The sequence below is a fragment of the Exiguobacterium abrahamii genome (assembly GCF_015645365.1).
Classification (GTDB): Bacteria; Bacillota; Bacilli; order Exiguobacteriales; family Exiguobacteriaceae; genus Exiguobacterium_A; species Exiguobacterium_A abrahamii.
Map to the genome: position 1 here is coordinate 39,241 of NZ_JADOYC010000005.1, position 15,939 is coordinate 55,179.

Annotated in this window: 15 protein-coding genes; 9 read left to right on the top strand and 6 right to left on the bottom strand. The window is 48.2% G+C overall.

Annotated features, from left to right (window positions below):
* Nucleotides 1-5 precede the first annotated feature (5 nt).
* The 5 genes from ITJ88_RS13420 (at nucleotide 6) to ITJ88_RS13440 (ending at nucleotide 5,312) form a co-directional block, all read left to right on the top strand.
* Complete coding sequence (locus ITJ88_RS13420; RefSeq protein ID WP_087681615.1) at nucleotides 6-689, top strand: response regulator transcription factor; 684 nt, start codon at nucleotides 6-8, stop codon at nucleotides 687-689.
* On the top strand, nucleotides 686-1,957 hold the full coding sequence (locus tag ITJ88_RS13425; protein ID WP_195865983.1) for a sensor histidine kinase: 1,272 nt from the start codon (nucleotides 686-688) through the stop codon (nucleotides 1,955-1,957). Before ITJ88_RS13420 ends, ITJ88_RS13425 begins: the two co-directional genes overlap by 4 nt.
* A 67-nt stretch (nucleotides 1,958-2,024) precedes the next feature.
* Nucleotides 2,025-3,098, top strand: a complete 1,074-nt coding sequence (locus tag ITJ88_RS13430; RefSeq protein WP_023469662.1) for a site-2 protease family protein — start codon at nucleotides 2,025-2,027, stop codon at nucleotides 3,096-3,098.
* 150 nt (nucleotides 3,099-3,248) lie between these two features.
* On the top strand, nucleotides 3,249-4,637 hold the full coding sequence (locus ITJ88_RS13435; RefSeq protein ID WP_064300670.1) for an MATE family efflux transporter: 1,389 nt from the start codon (nucleotides 3,249-3,251) through the stop codon (nucleotides 4,635-4,637).
* Nucleotides 4,638-4,745: 108 nt separating this feature from the next.
* Nucleotides 4,746-5,312: a 3'-5' exonuclease gene (locus ITJ88_RS13440; RefSeq protein WP_053452136.1), complete on the top strand. Its 567-nt coding sequence runs from the start codon at nucleotides 4,746-4,748 to the stop codon at nucleotides 5,310-5,312.
* 441 nt (nucleotides 5,313-5,753) lie between these two features.
* Here the strand turns inward: ITJ88_RS13440 and ITJ88_RS13445 are convergent, their stop codons facing one another.
* The 3 genes from ITJ88_RS13445 to ITJ88_RS13455 all read right to left on the bottom strand — a co-directional run bounded on the left by ITJ88_RS13445 (nucleotide 5,754) and on the right by ITJ88_RS13455 (nucleotide 9,917).
* A complete protein-coding gene (locus ITJ88_RS13445) occupies nucleotides 5,754-6,869 on the bottom strand; it encodes an NADH-dependent flavin oxidoreductase (protein ID WP_058265686.1) in 1,116 nt (371 codons plus the stop codon).
* Nucleotides 6,870-6,961: 92 nt separating this feature from the next.
* Nucleotides 6,962-9,052, bottom strand: a complete 2,091-nt coding sequence (locus ITJ88_RS13450) for an MMPL family transporter (protein ID WP_195865984.1) — start codon at nucleotides 9,050-9,052, stop codon at nucleotides 6,962-6,964.
* Between the two features lie 70 nt (nucleotides 9,053-9,122).
* The gene (locus tag ITJ88_RS13455) at nucleotides 9,123-9,917 is read right to left on the bottom strand and encodes a hypothetical protein (protein WP_195865985.1); all 795 of its coding nucleotides are present in this window, start codon (nucleotides 9,915-9,917) and stop codon (nucleotides 9,123-9,125) included.
* Nucleotides 9,918-10,032: 115 nt separating this feature from the next.
* Between ITJ88_RS13455 and ITJ88_RS13460 the strand changes: the two genes are divergently transcribed.
* On the top strand, nucleotides 10,033-10,206 hold the full coding sequence (locus ITJ88_RS13460; RefSeq protein WP_195865986.1) for a YycC family protein: 174 nt from the start codon (nucleotides 10,033-10,035) through the stop codon (nucleotides 10,204-10,206).
* A 46-nt stretch (nucleotides 10,207-10,252) separates the two neighbouring features.
* Here ITJ88_RS13460 and ITJ88_RS13465 read toward each other — a convergent pair whose 3' ends face one another.
* On the bottom strand, nucleotides 10,253-10,735 hold the full coding sequence (locus ITJ88_RS13465) for a site-2 protease family protein (RefSeq protein WP_058265683.1): 483 nt from the start codon (nucleotides 10,733-10,735) through the stop codon (nucleotides 10,253-10,255).
* Between the two features lie 180 nt (nucleotides 10,736-10,915).
* A complete protein-coding gene (gene pulA / locus ITJ88_RS13470; protein WP_230088863.1) occupies nucleotides 10,916-12,922 on the bottom strand; it encodes a type I pullulanase in 2,007 nt (668 codons plus the stop codon).
* 111 nt (nucleotides 12,923-13,033) lie between these two features.
* Between pulA and ITJ88_RS13475 the strand changes: the two genes are divergently transcribed.
* On the top strand, nucleotides 13,034-13,528 hold the full coding sequence (locus ITJ88_RS13475; protein ID WP_023469671.1) for a YajQ family cyclic di-GMP-binding protein: 495 nt from the start codon (nucleotides 13,034-13,036) through the stop codon (nucleotides 13,526-13,528).
* A 107-nt stretch (nucleotides 13,529-13,635) separates the two neighbouring features.
* Here the strand turns inward: ITJ88_RS13475 and ITJ88_RS13480 are convergent, their stop codons facing one another.
* Nucleotides 13,636-14,421 (bottom strand): 3-hydroxybutyrate dehydrogenase, encoded by a 786-nt coding sequence (locus ITJ88_RS13480; RefSeq protein ID WP_058704411.1) that lies wholly within the window; start codon nucleotides 14,419-14,421, stop codon nucleotides 13,636-13,638.
* 121 nt (nucleotides 14,422-14,542) lie between these two features.
* Between ITJ88_RS13480 and ITJ88_RS13485 the strand changes: the two genes are divergently transcribed.
* Nucleotides 14,543-15,421, top strand: coding sequence for a LysR family transcriptional regulator (locus tag ITJ88_RS13485; protein ID WP_058265682.1), 879 nt, complete (start codon nucleotides 14,543-14,545; stop codon nucleotides 15,419-15,421).
* A 91-nt stretch (nucleotides 15,422-15,512) separates the two neighbouring features.
* Nucleotides 15,513-15,926, top strand: coding sequence for a carboxymuconolactone decarboxylase family protein (locus tag ITJ88_RS13490; RefSeq protein WP_023469674.1), 414 nt, complete (start codon nucleotides 15,513-15,515; stop codon nucleotides 15,924-15,926).
* The last annotated feature ends 13 nt before the right edge of the window (nucleotides 15,927-15,939 follow it).

Consider the following 15,939-nt stretch of genomic DNA (forward strand, 5'->3'; position numbering starts at 1 on the left):
TGTTTATGCCAACCACCATCTTAATCGTTGAGGACGATGCGAAAATCGCACGCCTCCTTGAACTCGAACTCCAATATGCCGGGTACGCGACACGTGTCGCCCCCAACGGAAAAGATGGTCTCGCTGCCGCTGAGCATTCGGTTGATCTCGTCTTACTCGACGTGATGATGCCGGAGCTGAGCGGCTTCGAGGTGTTGCGCAGGCTCCGTGGAAAAGGTATTCATGTCCCCGTCATTATGCTAACGGCACGTGGAGAAGTTTACGATAAAGTCGCAGGACTCGATCTTGGTGCGAATGATTATGTGACGAAACCGTTCGAGATGGAGGAACTCCTTGCCCGGATCCGGGCGTTACTCCGCACCCCGACTTCAACGAATAACGCATCGCGCACGTTACAGTTCGCCGATCTTGTACTCGACCTTGATCGACATGAAGCATTCCGCAACGAATTGCGACTCGATTTGACACCACGCGAGTTCGAACTCCTGACGTATTTACTCGAAAACAAGGAGCATGTCCTGACACGCGAACAAATTCTAAATCGCGTCTGGGGGTACGATTACTTCGGCGAGACGAATATCGTCGACGTCTACATCCGTTATCTTCGGAAAAAAGTCGATGCTCACCCTCCTGCTTTGATTCAGACCGTTCGTGGGGTGGGTTATGTGCTACGGGAGGCGACGCCATGAAGCTTCGAACGAAACTCGCTTTATCCGTCACCGCCTTTACGACACTTTTATTACTGCTTTCGTTCATCGTCGTGACCTTCGTCGTCCGCAATCATTTGATTGAATCCCGTTATACGCAGCTTGAACAGGCAGAGGAATTGATGGAGGATGATTCATCGGTCCGGGCATTACTGACGCTTCATGAAGATTCCGTCGTCTTATCGAACGAAGATGGACGATGGGTCATTTCAAATGATGAAGAGGATGACGACTCGTCTACCGTTAATGGAGACGTACAAGCGGGTGATCTACCCGGTATTCCACGTTCGAATGAGCCATTCAAGTCTGGCGATTGGTTCGGTATCGTCTATCAGGATCAAGCCTATTTGTTCGAAGATGAGAGCGTCGATGATACGGTCTCGACATTCATCTTGACCTTCACCATCGTGTTGGTCGTCGGAATCGTCATCGCGTTCATCAGTAGCTTCTGGATTGCGTATCAGACGCTCCGCCCGCTCAGACAACTGAATGATACGATGCAACGGATCTCGTCTTCTGGAACGCTTGAGACCGTACAGACCGAACGCGATGATGAGATCGGTCGCCTCGGTCGCGTCTTCAATCAGATGATTGGGCGTGTCGATCAGACAATGGAACAACAACGGCAGTTCGTCGCCGATGTCTCGCATGAGATGAAGACACCATTGACGGTCATCGAAGGCTATACGCAATTGTTGAAACGATGGGGCAAAACAAAGCCGGACGTCCTCGATGAATCGATTGAACACATCTTGCAGGAGACGCACGCGATGCGGACGACCTTGATCGAGCCCATGCTCGAATTGTCACGCCTCGGGTATGAGGAAACATCAGTTGAAGAGATCGACTTAGCGGAGCTTGGGAGTGAACTCGCCGATCGGATGTATCACGCGACAGGGACAATCATCCCTGTTGATGCCTCTGGAACGATTCGGGCGAATCGCGAAGCGGTGCTACGCATCTTAACGATTTATATCGATAACGCCCTGAAATATGCCACTTCCCCTGAATTGCATCTGCGCCAGGAGCGACTCGCTGTTCTTGACCGCGGGACATCTCTAACAAACGAAGAACGTGCCCGGTTATTTGATCGGTTTTACCGACTTGATGCAGCACGTGATCGTTCAGGAAGTGGACTCGGATTGTCGATTGCCGCTGCACTTGCGACGACACACCATTTTCAGGTCGGTAGTGAAGCGCGTCAGCCAGACGGAAGCTGTTTCTATCTGATTCCCGAGCAGTCTAAATGAAACTTTTCCTGCATCAGTGTCGTACACTTAAGGAAGAACGTCACATGATGAAAGAAGGAATTTCACGATGGCTAAAAAACGTTGGGGTGGACTTGCTGTTGCCGGCGCCTTTCTCTTAACGAAAGGAAAGGTCATCCTTGCCTTATTGAAATTTTCGAAGTTTGGAGGCACTCTGATTTCGTTCGGAGTTTCGCTTCTCTTTTACGCTCAAGTATTCGGGGTCTGGTTCGGGGTTGGATTGCTCTATCTCCTATTCATTCATGAGATGGGGCATCTACTTGCTGCGAAGCGACTCGGTTTTAAGACTGGTCCCGCGATTTTCGTACCGTTCATGGGAGCCGTCATCGGGATCAAGGATACGTTCCGGACACCAAAACAAGAAGCGATTCTTGCGTACGGTGGACCACTCGCGGGTCTCGTGTCCCTCATTCCGCTTGCGATTGGATACGCTGTGACCGGAAATGACTTTTGGCTCGTCATCTTCCATCTTGGGGCTCTATTGAATCTCTTCAACCTACTTCCCGTCAGTCCACTTGACGGCGGACGGATTCTTGCGGGACTTCCAATCATCGTTTGGGTTGCAGGTCTTGCTGCCTTGATTGCTTACGGCATCACGAACTTCAGCTTGATTCTGCTCTTGATCGCTTTCTTCGGCGGTAGTGCTGTCTGGAAACGGTATAAGTTCGCAAAACAATATGAAGCGAACCGATCGACCTTGATGTTATACCGTGCTGCACGCGAACGTGTCTTACGCGCAAAGGCGGAGCAAGAACGTGCAAACGCGGAAGTCGCTCTTGCACCGGAAGTGGAGGAAGAACAAACGGTCGAAAGTACGTACGACCCGATTGCTTGGTCGCTTCGTCTCGATTTACAAGATTTGCGACAAGCGAGTCCGGAAGAGGCACGTCAGGAAGCGGACGATCTGTTACGGTATCAATATGATGCTGCGAACGACTACGATGCGTTGTTGCGACGAATCGATCAGCGAATCGAGCCGCTCCGACTCGCTGAAGAGTCCGTCCAGTATCACCAGATGCCGAAAAAACAACAAACGATCACGCTCCTTGCTTACTTGGCGCTCGGTGCCATTTTATTCATTGCTTTCGAGTACTCGAAAGGTTATCTCCCTACACCATCTTGAATCTAGTTCCATCGGATGCGCTTCATAGCGCATCCTTTTTTCATGGAGCAAACACATTGACTAGAGTGATTTCTTGCATCTCATCAAAGAAGCGACTACTCTGAGTAAAACCCTACTTACCACTTGTCTAAAAAAGGAGGCTCTCCTTCCATGAATAAAAATACTGCCCGCCTGGGTGAAGCACCTGTCAATCAGCTCTTACTTAGTCTCTCTTTACCGGCGATGGTCGGGATGCTCGTCACAGCACTCTACAATATCGTCGATACGATTTTCGTCGCTCAAGGTATCGGTACGGCTGCCGTCGCCGCTGTCGGAATCGCTTTCCCGGTCCAGCTCGTGTTGATGGCGATCGCTAACTCAATCGGTATCGGGGGGGCTGCAATTGCATCACAACGGCTTGGTCAAAAACAAACGGATGGTGCCAGTCGTGCTTACGCTAACGTCTTGATAGCGGTTTTCTTCATCAGTATGCTCGCCATTATCAGTGCTTTCATCTTCGTCGAACCGTTACTTCGTCTCTTTGGAGCGACAGATGAGATCATGCCGTATAGTATCGATTTCTTACGCGTCCTCTTGATCGGATCTCCGTTCTTCATGTTGACGATGGCGTCGAGTGCCATGTTACGCGCAGAAGGACGCGCGAACTATCAGATGCGCGTCATGCTGACGACAGTTGCGATCAACATCGTCTTGACCCCGCTGTTCATCTTTGGTCTTGATTGGGGCATCCAAGGTGCTGCACTCGGGACAGTCGTTGCACAAATCGTCGGTGCTGCACTTGTTTTCCGATTCTTCTTTACGAAGCGTCGGCAAACGGGGTTAACACTCGATCGAAATGCTTTCAAACCCGATTTCCGTTTAACGTTTCGGATGATGCAAATCGGATCATCGTCGTTCATCATGCAGGTTTCTCAATCGATTTTGTTCATCACCGTCAACCATATGCTCGTCCGGTACGGGGGTACAACAGAACTAGCGACGTTTGCGGTCATCAATAAGTTCATGGCGCTTGTCGGTATGCCGATCATGGGGATCGTACAAGGGATGCAACCGATCGTCGGGTATAATTTCGGTTCTCGGCAATTTAGCCGGATGTCGCTTGCCATTAAGCTCGCAATCCGTTACGGCTTATCGTTATCAATCAGCTTGTGGTTACTGATTCAACTGTTCCCCCGTTTTTGGGTCGGCTTGTTCACAGAAGAAGCAGCACTGCTGCAGGAAGGCTCGAGTGCGATGCGCATTTTATTCGCTCTATCGTTCGTCTACGGGATTCAAATGATTGTCAACGGGATGTATCAATCGCTCGCCAAAGCAAAAGTCGCTTTATTCTTGTCCTTGTCACGCCAAACGTTATACACGATTCCACTCGTCCTGATCTTACCCCTGTTCTTCGGTGTCAATGGTGTCTGGTTCGCTTTCCCGATTGCTGATGCGATGGCTGTCTTGACGGCCCTTGTCTTCGCCTATAAAGATCGCGTTCTATTATTTAAACCGGAGGAATACGTCGCAGAGGAACAAAAAGTCGCCACCGCGAAGTGAATGGAAGAGATATCAGATCATCTGCCTTGCAGATGGTCTTTTTTGATGGACTTCTATAATACGAACATGTATTCTGTTACTAGTGAATGACAGAAAGGAGCCTGTTGCATGTATACATTAGCGATTGACTTTGAAACGGCAAATCGGAATAGCCGAAGTATTTGTGCGTTTGGTTGGTCCGTTCTCTCTAACGGTCGCGTCACGGAGAGTAAACAGGTCTTAATCAATCCAGAAGAAAACTTCGATGCCGGAAACATCCGGGTTCATGGAATTCGTCCGAGTGATGTCTTCGATGCACCGACGTTACCTGAAGCGATGGAAGCACATGGCTTATACGATTTAATCGCAGGTGCTCAACTGGTCGTCGCCCACAATGCATCATTTGATATGGGGGCGCTCCAAAAAGCGATTCAAAAATATGATATGTACCAGATGCCCGCTTTCACTTACGGTTGCACGGTCAAATTATCCCGCAAACTGTATCCGTGGTTGCCGAACCATCGATTGAATACGATGGCAGAATTCCTCAACGTCTCTTTCCAGCACCATGATGCGAAAGAGGATGCCTACGTCTGTGCCTTGCTCTTAAACGATATGTTGGAACGAACGAATCTACAGGATCCTGTCACCTTGCATACGTTTTGTGGCGTTCGGATGGGACAGGTTGCCTATTAAACAAAAAAACACTCTAGACACAAAATCTAGAGTGCTTTCAGATTGTAGACAACAAGGATGACTCCAAAAAATGACGCGTCTTTTCACGCCCTTTCCTCAGGCGAGACACAAGCCAGTTTTCCCGCTTCGAGCAGGAAAACGGGTCTCGTTTATCTCTGACAGCGCATAATGCGCTTTTTCCTGTAGGAGTGGCGTGAAACGCGTTATTTTTTTCTAGAAGAAGGATTCGAGAAGCGTTTTGTTCACTCGACATCGCTTACTAGGAAAAAACAAGCAAGAGCGACCCTGCAGCGAAGCGGCGCGATGCTATGCTTGTCCCAGGAAAACGATGCGAGACGAACAAAAAAGCGCAATCCTTCTCGTTAGAGAAAAATTGCACTTTACCTTCAGTCTCAAAGCACTCTAGACATGAAATCTAGAGTGCTTTTTGATGCTGTTCTATTATTTGCTTGTTTGTTTGATCGGGAACCAGCCTGGACGACTTGTGATGCCTGCCCATAATGCATCTGGAACGACGAGTTCTGCTTGTGCTTCTGGATCAAGTTCTGTCCGGATTGACGCAAGATCACCCGCTTCGACTTTTTCAACCCACTTCGGTTCCATGATCAGTTCACGACCGAGAGCGATCATTGGAACGACAGCCAAACCTTGTTCGACTTCGTCCGCTGTGTGCAGCGATCCGACACCGATGACAGGTACTTGTTCGCCAACACGTTCTTGGACGAGCGTGATTGGTGATGTCGTTGCATTTTCGTCACGAATCGAACCTGCGAAGAAGTCCATCACGGAAACGTGCAAGTAATCGAGGTCTTTTTTCGCCAGCTCATCGACGAGGCGCATCGTATCATCGAGTGTGATTCCTGGATTTTCGATCTCTTCTGGAGAGAAACGGTATCCGACGATGAACGAAGGATCCTGTTTCGCGACAGCTTCGACTGCATCCACGACCGCTAATGGGAAGGCGAGACGTTTTTCTAAGCTACCGCCCCATTTGTCTTCGCGACGGTTTGAGTGTGGTGAGAAGAATTGTTGAATCAAGTACGTGTTCGCACCGTGAATCTCAACACCATCAAATCCAGCTTCCATCGCACGACGTGTCGCTTGACCGAATGCTTCAACGATTGCTTCAACTTCTTCCGCCTCTAATGCACGAGGTGTCATTGCCCCTTCACGTACGGGTGCGACAGCACTTGCACTGACTGTTTGCCCACCGACAAGTTCTGGTGGTGCCATACGACCAGCGTGGAAGATTTGTAAGATCGCTTTTGCGCCTTTATCTTGAATCGTTTTTGCAAGTCGCTTCAGACTTGGAACGAGATCGTCACGATGCGCACCGAACTCATTCGGGAATCCTTGACCGTCTGCCGTGACGTTCGCACATGCTGTAATGACCGCACTGACGCCGCCTGAACGTTCTGCATAGTACGCGAGTTCCGCATCCGATACTTCGCCGTTCTCTTGTGCCGCATAGTTCGTCATCGGTGCCATCAAGACGCGGTTTTTCAGCGTCACACCGTTTGGTAATGTAAATGGTTCAAACATTGCTTGAGTTGCCATGAGTGAAGTGCCTCCTCTAATTTCTTGAATTGAATATCGACAGTATACGCTCGTCTTCCTCTGAATAGCTACTGATGTGCTTACGCGATGCGTCACTTGCGGATCGCTTTACGACGACCACCCGGCCACCACCAGTTCCAGTGACCAAATAGTTTCATCAATGCGGGAACGAGCAGCATCCGGACGATCGTAGCATCAATAAATATCGCAAGCGCGATACCGACGCCAAGTTGTTTAATTGGACTGACGCCCGTGAAGGCAAACGCTCCAGTGACGACGATCATGATCAAGGCAGCGGACGTAATGATTTTACTCGTCTTCGCAAGCCCCATCTCGGTCGCGTAATCGTTATCGCCTGTCTCGTCATAATACTCTTCCATTCGCGAGACGAGGAACACTTCATAATCCATCGATAAACCAAAGACGAGTGAGAAGATGAAGACCGGTGTCAGAATGCCGATCGTCTCCTGCGGAAGAACTGCGCCGGACTCGAACAAGATGACGAGTAATCCGAATGTCGCTCCTAGACTAAGCAAATTCATTAGAATCGCCTTGATTGGGATTAAGATGGACCGGAACGCAATCAGCAGGATGATGAATGTCGCCAAGACGACGACACCGACTGCTAGTGGGAGTTTCGATTCAATGGCATCATAAATTTCCTGATTGAAGGCTGCCGGTCCCCCGACAAGATAACCGTCCGCTTGCATCTTTCGCACCCAGTCTTGCGAAGCAGCATCCCCGGGATCTCCTTTTAAGTTAACATCAATTCGTGCTTGGTCATTCTCTGATAGAAATGCCGTCAAAGCTTCGCGCCCGACCGGAACAGCGACTAACTGCTCGAGCGGTACTTGTTGCTGTTCGGCAATCGTTGCGGCGGATACGACGGAGCGTACATCGGGATCCGACTCGAGTCGAATCGTCACGTCTTCGATTTTTTCTCGTCCCACCTCTGAGGAAGCATCAGCAGATAAGATGAGGACGGCGTCCGTTCCATCGTTTCCGAATGTTTTTTCCCACGACTCAAAGGCGAGACGTGACGGATAGGATTCCGGTAAAGCGGTCGCTTGCGGAATGTTCAACGTCAAGTCACGTAACGGCAATAAACAAGGTAACAACAGCAATAAGGACAAAACAGTGACTGCGACAGGGCGCTTCATGACGAAACGAGCGAGGCGACGCCAACGATCTTCACTGCGCCCTGCTCGCTGCCGGAAGAGTCGCCCTTTCTCTAACACCTTCCCGAAAACAATCAATAGTGCCGGCAGTAATGTCAATGCACTGACGACTGCTCCAAGAACTGAAACGAGCGTTCCGATCGCGACAGCGCGGAAAACATCCACATCAATCAATAATAGTCCGGCAAGTCCGACGAATACACAGATTCCGGAAAATAAAATCGAACGCCCTGCCGTCTCGACCGAACGGATCGCCGCCTTCCGAATATCTTGTCCGTCCTGCCGTTCTTCGCGAAATCGATTGACGTATAACAGCGAAAAATCAATTCCGAGCGCCAGCGAAATCATTGCGACCGCATTCAAGACGAAGATTGATAACTCTTGTTGTCCGGCGACAAAATAAAGAACACCGGCACCAAAGACAAAAGTAACGAGTCCCATGATCAACGGTAGGATGGCGGCAACCGGAGTACCGAAAACGAGTAGCAAGACGATCAACGCTGCTGGAATTCCGATCAACTCAGCCCGGATGAGGTCATTTTTCGACGCTGTATTCAAATCATCGACGACGACCGGTTCACCCGTTAGCCGAATCGTTCCGGTGTCATCCAGTTGACGTGTGACCGCAGCTGCCCATTTCGCATCAAGTGTCGGTACACCGACTGTCACGTATCCCTTATCGTCACGAATCGCTCGCGGATTTTCAACAGGACCAGTGACGTTCCCGACACCTTTGATATCACGGAAGCGCTCGACATGTTGCACCATCGTTTGTTGTAGGTTCTCTTGATTCTCAAATAGGACGATGATCGTATGCGGATCCTGACCGAAGTCTTGATCGAGTACTGTCTCGACGCGTTGAAAATCACCGTCACGTGTAAATCCGTTTCCTTCTAGCCGATCGGGTAATTGATAGGCGAAATAACCAAGCACGACGAGCAGGATTGCCCAAACGATTAACACTCCTCGAAAATACGTACTCATCAGATGACCAAGCCGTTCCATGATGCGTCCCCCTTTCTGTATAAACGTACAAAAAACATCCTTCTTGCTGAAAAGCGAAAAGGATGTTTCGTTACGTCTTCTGAAAAATTTGAACCCATGTGTTGCCGAATGTCGCCGATGTCGATACGATCGCAAGACGTCGCGCCTCTTCATCGAGTAACACACTTTTGAGTAAAACGGAGGAATGACATCCCTCGAACTTATATTTCAGCTGATTCTTCTCATACAAGTAAAAACGAGATGAATCGGTGATCGAAAACAATTGGTGCCGGTGATCAACGAGTGAGTACTCCGCGTAATCTGAAAAAGGAATAATCGATTCCTGATTCGTCGCAGCGTCCCAAATCACATACCGTTCTTTTAGATCATCATAAGAAATGATTGTCGTAGGTGCGATGAATCGTTCGAACGTCAAACGTGTATCATATCCTCGCTCCACTAAGCGTCCGAACAGTGGCGCCTCTTCATAATTTGAGTACCGCCAGTCCCCTGTTTGAACGTTCACACAGACGACGTCTGTTTCTGCCGTGTACAGGAAGATCTCATCGTCTTGCCACAAGAATAAATTACTGAACCATGCTTCGGAAAAAGCAGCGGGTCGCTTGATATAATCTAAATGCCCTTGCTCTAAATCTAGTAAACCAAAATAAGCTGACTCTTCAAATACGATGAACAATCGTCCACCGCCTGGCTCAATGTACCAGGAGAATGGAACATACGCACATGCTGTTTCCCATAGTGGTCTTAAATCCGCATCACATTTCATAAATCCGTGGCGATCTCGAAAAAGAAGCAAATCCTCCCCGATTCGATCGAACAGTGAGACGGATTCATGGAGTAACAGCTCTGCAGCAGGTTTATACATATGCATCACTTCCTACTTCATACGGTATCAACCTTCTCAGTTTCTCGCTACTATTGATGCGCTCGACTTGCACCTCCTGTTATACTAACTTCATGGAAAAAGGAGGACGAACACGATGAAACCTTTACAATTATCAGCAGAGACGGCTGTCGAACTCGCAAAACGTCTGAACGTACCACTTGAACAACTGATGCATATGCCGCGCCATATCTTGATTCAAAAGCTCGTCGAACTCGAGCAGGAACAAGCGAAAACGGAATCGGATTCGTCTAGCGAATCGAAATCCTGAGTAAAAAGCCTCTTTTCCAATGACGGAAAGAGGCTTTAATCTTCGTTTAAGATTGTGGATGATAGTCGGATTTACCGTAACGAAAGACGTTGATGATCGCTTTTCCATCACTCGGATAACCATTCGGATGATCGATTGGGAAGAGTGAGAAAAAGACGAAATAAAACGAGAAATACGCAAATTGGTACGTAAAAATCGACGCCTCGAACACACCGGCATATATGAGACCATTTACGACTAAGATACTCACCAAGTTCGCGATCGATCCACCAGCGTAGACCATGATATTAGCAAACTTCGTTTCATGACGTAGTGCCTCATACTGACACCAGCCATCCCAAAAATAAACACGATTCAGTCGAATCGGACCAACACGAAGCAATGACTTGCCTGAACCAATATTGATTTCCATGTTTCCACCGAATAATCGGGCGAAAAAGTAATGACCCATCTCATGAATCAATGTCACGATAGGCAGCAGCAAAAAGAACGACAAAAAGAATTTCCATAAGTCACCGAAACCGAACATACACCGTACACCCTCTCACTTCAAAACAACATCTTAAATACTACATATGAATTTTCCCGAAAGATGTATCTTCAAACAATGTTTCGATGATTTTCGCAAGTCAATTGCATGACAGACTGACATCGGACTGTCATCCACGCAAAAAAGGACGAAGCCTTCTTTCGCTTCGTCCTTCTCAATTTAATCCGTTTTCTTACGACGTTTGTTCGCTGCGTACAACAATCCGATGATGGTCAGTGCTGCACCGCCTGCTACCGCGTATTTCTTGTAGTCTGCTTTTCGCTCCGCAATGACCGTTGTCGTCAATGCTTGGACGACCAACTGTTTCTCTTCATGCAACCGTGGTGCGTGCAACTTGACGGCACCCGACTCAACTAACACCTCGAATTCACCGTTTGGCAATTCAATCGTGATATCCTCTTCCGTCGCATTATGGTAGACACGCTGTCGTTCGACGTATCCTTCATAGGTGCGTTTCAGTTCAAAGGCAATCACGCCCTCCCCTTCTTCAAGGAAACGAAGGTGTTTTTTAATCATTGCTGCGTTTGCGAGACGGAACATCGGATACTGACGACGAAGAGCAATCAATCCTTTGACGTACTCGACGGCCGGACGCTCTGTTTCTGCCCGTTCATAATCGAGACGGTTGACGACCTCTCCGGCATTGAAGCTGTCACGAATACTGTCCTTTGTCCGGAAGAACTCTTGTCCGGCATGGAGGAAGGGAATCCCTTGTCCCGTCAAGATGATCGCATTCGCGAGCATTTGCCGTTTCCGACGAGTCTCTTCCGTATCCTCTGGGCGAGACACCGTTAATTTATCCCAAATCGTCAAATCATCGTGAGCTTCAACATACGAGACAACCTGATTCGGTTCATCGGCAAATCCTTGCGAAGAGACGTTACCAGCGATTCCCCGCTTGACTTCACTCGTCCGGTCGAATGCACCGCTAATGAAACCACGGTCTTCCGGCGTTTGAACATCTCCTTTGACCCCGTCCCGTAAACCGTTATTGAAATGAGCGATCCCTGGCATTTTCGGTGCATTGAAGTAGTTCGCTTTTTCTTCTGGATCAAGTGGCGTATCGAGATCCCAACCTTCACCGATAATCAGAATCGACGGATCAATCCGGTCAAGTGCATGGCGCACCTGATTCATCGTCTCGACATCATGCAGTCCCATCAAATCGAATCGGAAACCGTCCAAATGGTACTCTTTCGCCCAGTACGTCACACAATCAAGAATGAACTTCCGCATCATCAGACGTTCAGATGCGGTATCATTTCCACAGAAACTACCATTTGAGAGACTACCATCCGCCTCTTGACGATAGAAGTATCCAGGAACGAATTGACCGAGCGGAACCTTTGCTGCATCATACGTATGATTGAAGACGACGTCCATGATGACACGGATCCCGCGGTCATGTAATGCTTGTACTAATTGTTTTAATTCAAGGATCCGCGTTCGAGGATCATCTGGATTTGATGAGTACGAACCTTCCGGCGCAAAGTAGTTCACCGGATCATAACCCCAGTTATAATTATCCGGATCGTTCAGCGCCGTCTCATTGACTGAGCCAAAATCATAGATCGGCAGTAACTGGACATGTGTCACACCGAGATCCGCTAAATAATCAAGTCCTGTCAATCCACCATTTGGTGTCCGTGTTCCTGCTTCCGTCAGTCCAGCGAACGTACCACGTGCGACGACACCACTAGCCGGATGACTCGTTGCATCGCGTACATGTAATTCATAAACAACTGCGTCTTGCGAAGAATGGAACAGTGGGCGTTCTTCGATCCATCGTTCTGGTTTCACACTTGTCGGGTCAATCAACGCACCGCGTTTCCCGTTCGTTCCGACGGCTTTCGCATACGGATCGACCGCCTCGACTTTTTGTCCGTTGATGCTCGCTTGAAACGTATAGAAATAACCTTCATATGCCGCTCGATCGAGTTCAACGACGTACGTTCCCCGTTCGCCTGCCACCATCTCGACCTCTTCGACTTTTCGTGCGCGTAGTGTCTTGTAGAGACGAATCACGACGCGTTCTGCCGTCGGCGCCCACAAGCGCACGCGAATCGCTGTCTCTGAGAAGGTCGCTCCTAAATCATTTCCACTATAGGCAAATCGCTCATCCAGTTCTTGCGGTGTGAGCGTCAACATGTCTGCTGTTTGTTTCAAAGCTAAGCACCCCTTTCATTTCATGGTTTTTATTATAACAAAATTTCAAAGCAGTGGACGCTTCCGGTATTCCTCTCTAAAATAGAGAGTGGAATGAAAGGGGAGATTAAAATGGCAGCAAAAGATAATTCATTTGATATCGTGTCACAAATCAACATCGAGGAAGTCAAGAATGCAGTTCAGATCGCATTGAAGGAAATCACGAACCGCTTCGATTTCAAAGGTTCAAAGAGCGACATGAAGCTCGAAAAAGAGGATCTGATTCTAATCTCTGATGACGATTTCAAACTCGATCAAGTTAAAGACGTCTTAACAGCAAAATTGATCAAGCGCGAAGTCCCGACCAAAAACCTGCAGTACGAAAAAGTCGAGCAGGCTGCCGGGAATACAGTCCGTCAACGCGTTATCCTTAAAAGTGGAATCGATCGTGACGATGCGAAAAAGATCAACAATGCCGTCAAGGAATCAAAATTAAAAGTGAAAACACAAATCCAAGATGACCAAATCCGTGTCACAGGTAAATCACGTGACGACTTGCAACAAGTGATGCAAATCGTTCGTGAACTTCCATTATCGGTCGACGTCCAGTTCATTAACTTCCGTTAATCGATTCACTAAAAAATCTGAACACTTTCGTTCAACCTAGCAAACCAAAAAGGGAGGTGCTTTCTGGATCGTATCCAAAAAGTACCTCCCTTCATTTAGGCTGTTTCTTACTGCGCCGTATATCCACCATCAAGAACGACAGCTTGACCAGTGACACCTGCTGCTTTGTCACTTGCAAGGAAAATAGCGTAATCCGCGATTTCTTTGACTTGCAGTAACCGTTTTTGCGGAACAAGCGGATAAATGACCTCTTCTAAAACATGCTCGAGCGGTACGTTCCGTGTCTCAGCGAGCGAAGACAACTGATTTTGGACGAGTGGTGTATCGACATATCCTGGGCAAATCGCGTTGACCGTAATACCAGAAGTTGCTCCTTCTAATGCTGCGACTTTCGTTAAACCGATGACACCATGTTTCGCGCTGTTATAGGCAGCTTTCCCTGCAAAACCAATCAATCCGTTAATCGATGACATGTTCAAGATTCGTCCAGAGCCTTGTTTTTTCATGATCGGGAAGACATATTTCGTATAAAGGAATGGTGCACGAAGCATGATGCTTTGAAGCAAGTCGAATTTCTCAGTCGAGAACTCTTCGATTGGTGAGACGTGTTGCATCCCCGCGTTATTGATGACGATGTCAATCGTTCCGTAATGCGCGACCGTCTGATCGATACTTGATTTGATTGCCTCTTCATTCGTCACGTCACCTGCGACAGCAAACGCATCGAAGCCTTTTTCACGAAGTGTTTCAGCAGAGCGTTTTGCAGCTTCTTCCTGAAGATCGACGATGACGACCTTCGCACCTTCTTGAGCAAATTCTTCAGCAATCTCAAGACCGATTCCGCTTGCTGCTCCTGTAATTAATGCAACTTTTCCTTCGAGTTGTTTCATCATGATGGATTCCTTCTTTCTTTACCTTTACGTGTTCGGTCTCTTTACTGTACGCTGATTGAAAGAATAATAAAAATGAATACTTGTTATGACATCTATAACTCAAAAGAATAGGAGAATACTGATGGATTTCCGCCAACTGGAATACTTTACGGAAGTGGCACGCTTCAAAAGCTTCACTCGTGCCGCTGAACATCTCCACGTCACGCAACCGACACTCAGTAAAATGGTCCGTCACTTAGAAGAAGAACTTGAGATGGAATTGTTCGATCGGAGTAAACGACAAATCGTCCTGACGGATGCCGGTGAGACCTTATTGATTGAAGGTGAAAAGATTCTGCGGCAGTTATCTGACCTGCCTTCCCACCTCTATGATGTCATGCATCTGACGAAGGGAACGATTCGGCTCGGTGTGCCCCCACTGATCGGTTCGCTGTTTTTCCCGGGTCTCCTGCGTCGCTTCGAAGAGATGTATCCGATGATTCAAATCGAATTAATCGAAGCCGGTGGGCATGCGCTAGAAAAAGCGGTCGTCGCCGGTGAAGTCGATTTGATCGCAACGGTGCTGCCTTCGGATGAGCATTTAACGACACACCCCTTCATTGAAGAAGAATTGCATTTGTTTTTACCAAATGATCACCCACTCGCCGATCGGTCGATGATTGCGTTAGAGGAAGTCGCCGACATGCCGTTCGTCTTGTTCAATGAAACATTCTCACTACACGATGTCGTCTTGAACGCCTGCCAAGATGCCGGATTTACGCCTAACGTGTCTCGGGTGAGCTCGCAGTGGGACTTCTTATGTTTACTAGTCGCAGAAGGAAATGCCGTGACTGTCCTGCCGCGTTCGATCGCGGATCGCTTTTCGATTCGTGGCGTCAAAACGATTCCGCTTGAAACACGTGTCCCGTGGCACTTAGGAATCGCCGTTCCGACCGGTCGCTATCAATCGTACGTGACGCGGAAGTGGATTCAATTCGTCAGCGATATATATTCCAAATAAGCATACCTTTCATAAAAACCATGTATTTGTAGCATGGTATTTCTTCCTTTACGATAAGAACATCGTTAAAAAAGAAAGGAAGTCCTTTACCATGGCAACTCATTTTGAATCACGTCACGAAACAGGCGTTAAAAAACTCAGCGAATTCACAGACGCAAACGCTGCACAATCTACGCATGACAAAATCTCTGAATCCCTGAAAGATATCGCTCCAGCAGTCGGTGAGTGGATCACGGATTTCGCATACGGTGAAGTTTACAGCCGCGATGGTCTCGTCAACCGTGACCGCGCAATCGTTACGATTGCTTCTCTCGTCACACAAGGTACAGAACCACAGCTTGCTCTCCACATCAATACTGGATTGACAGCTGGTTTAACAGGAAACGAAATCGTCGAAGCTATCATGCATCTTGTTCCTTACACTGGATTCCCACGTGTCTTGAACGCACTTGAAGTCGCAAAAGTCGTCTTCGCAGAACGTGGCGTCACAGTCGAAACAGAATAAGATCCGTACGACT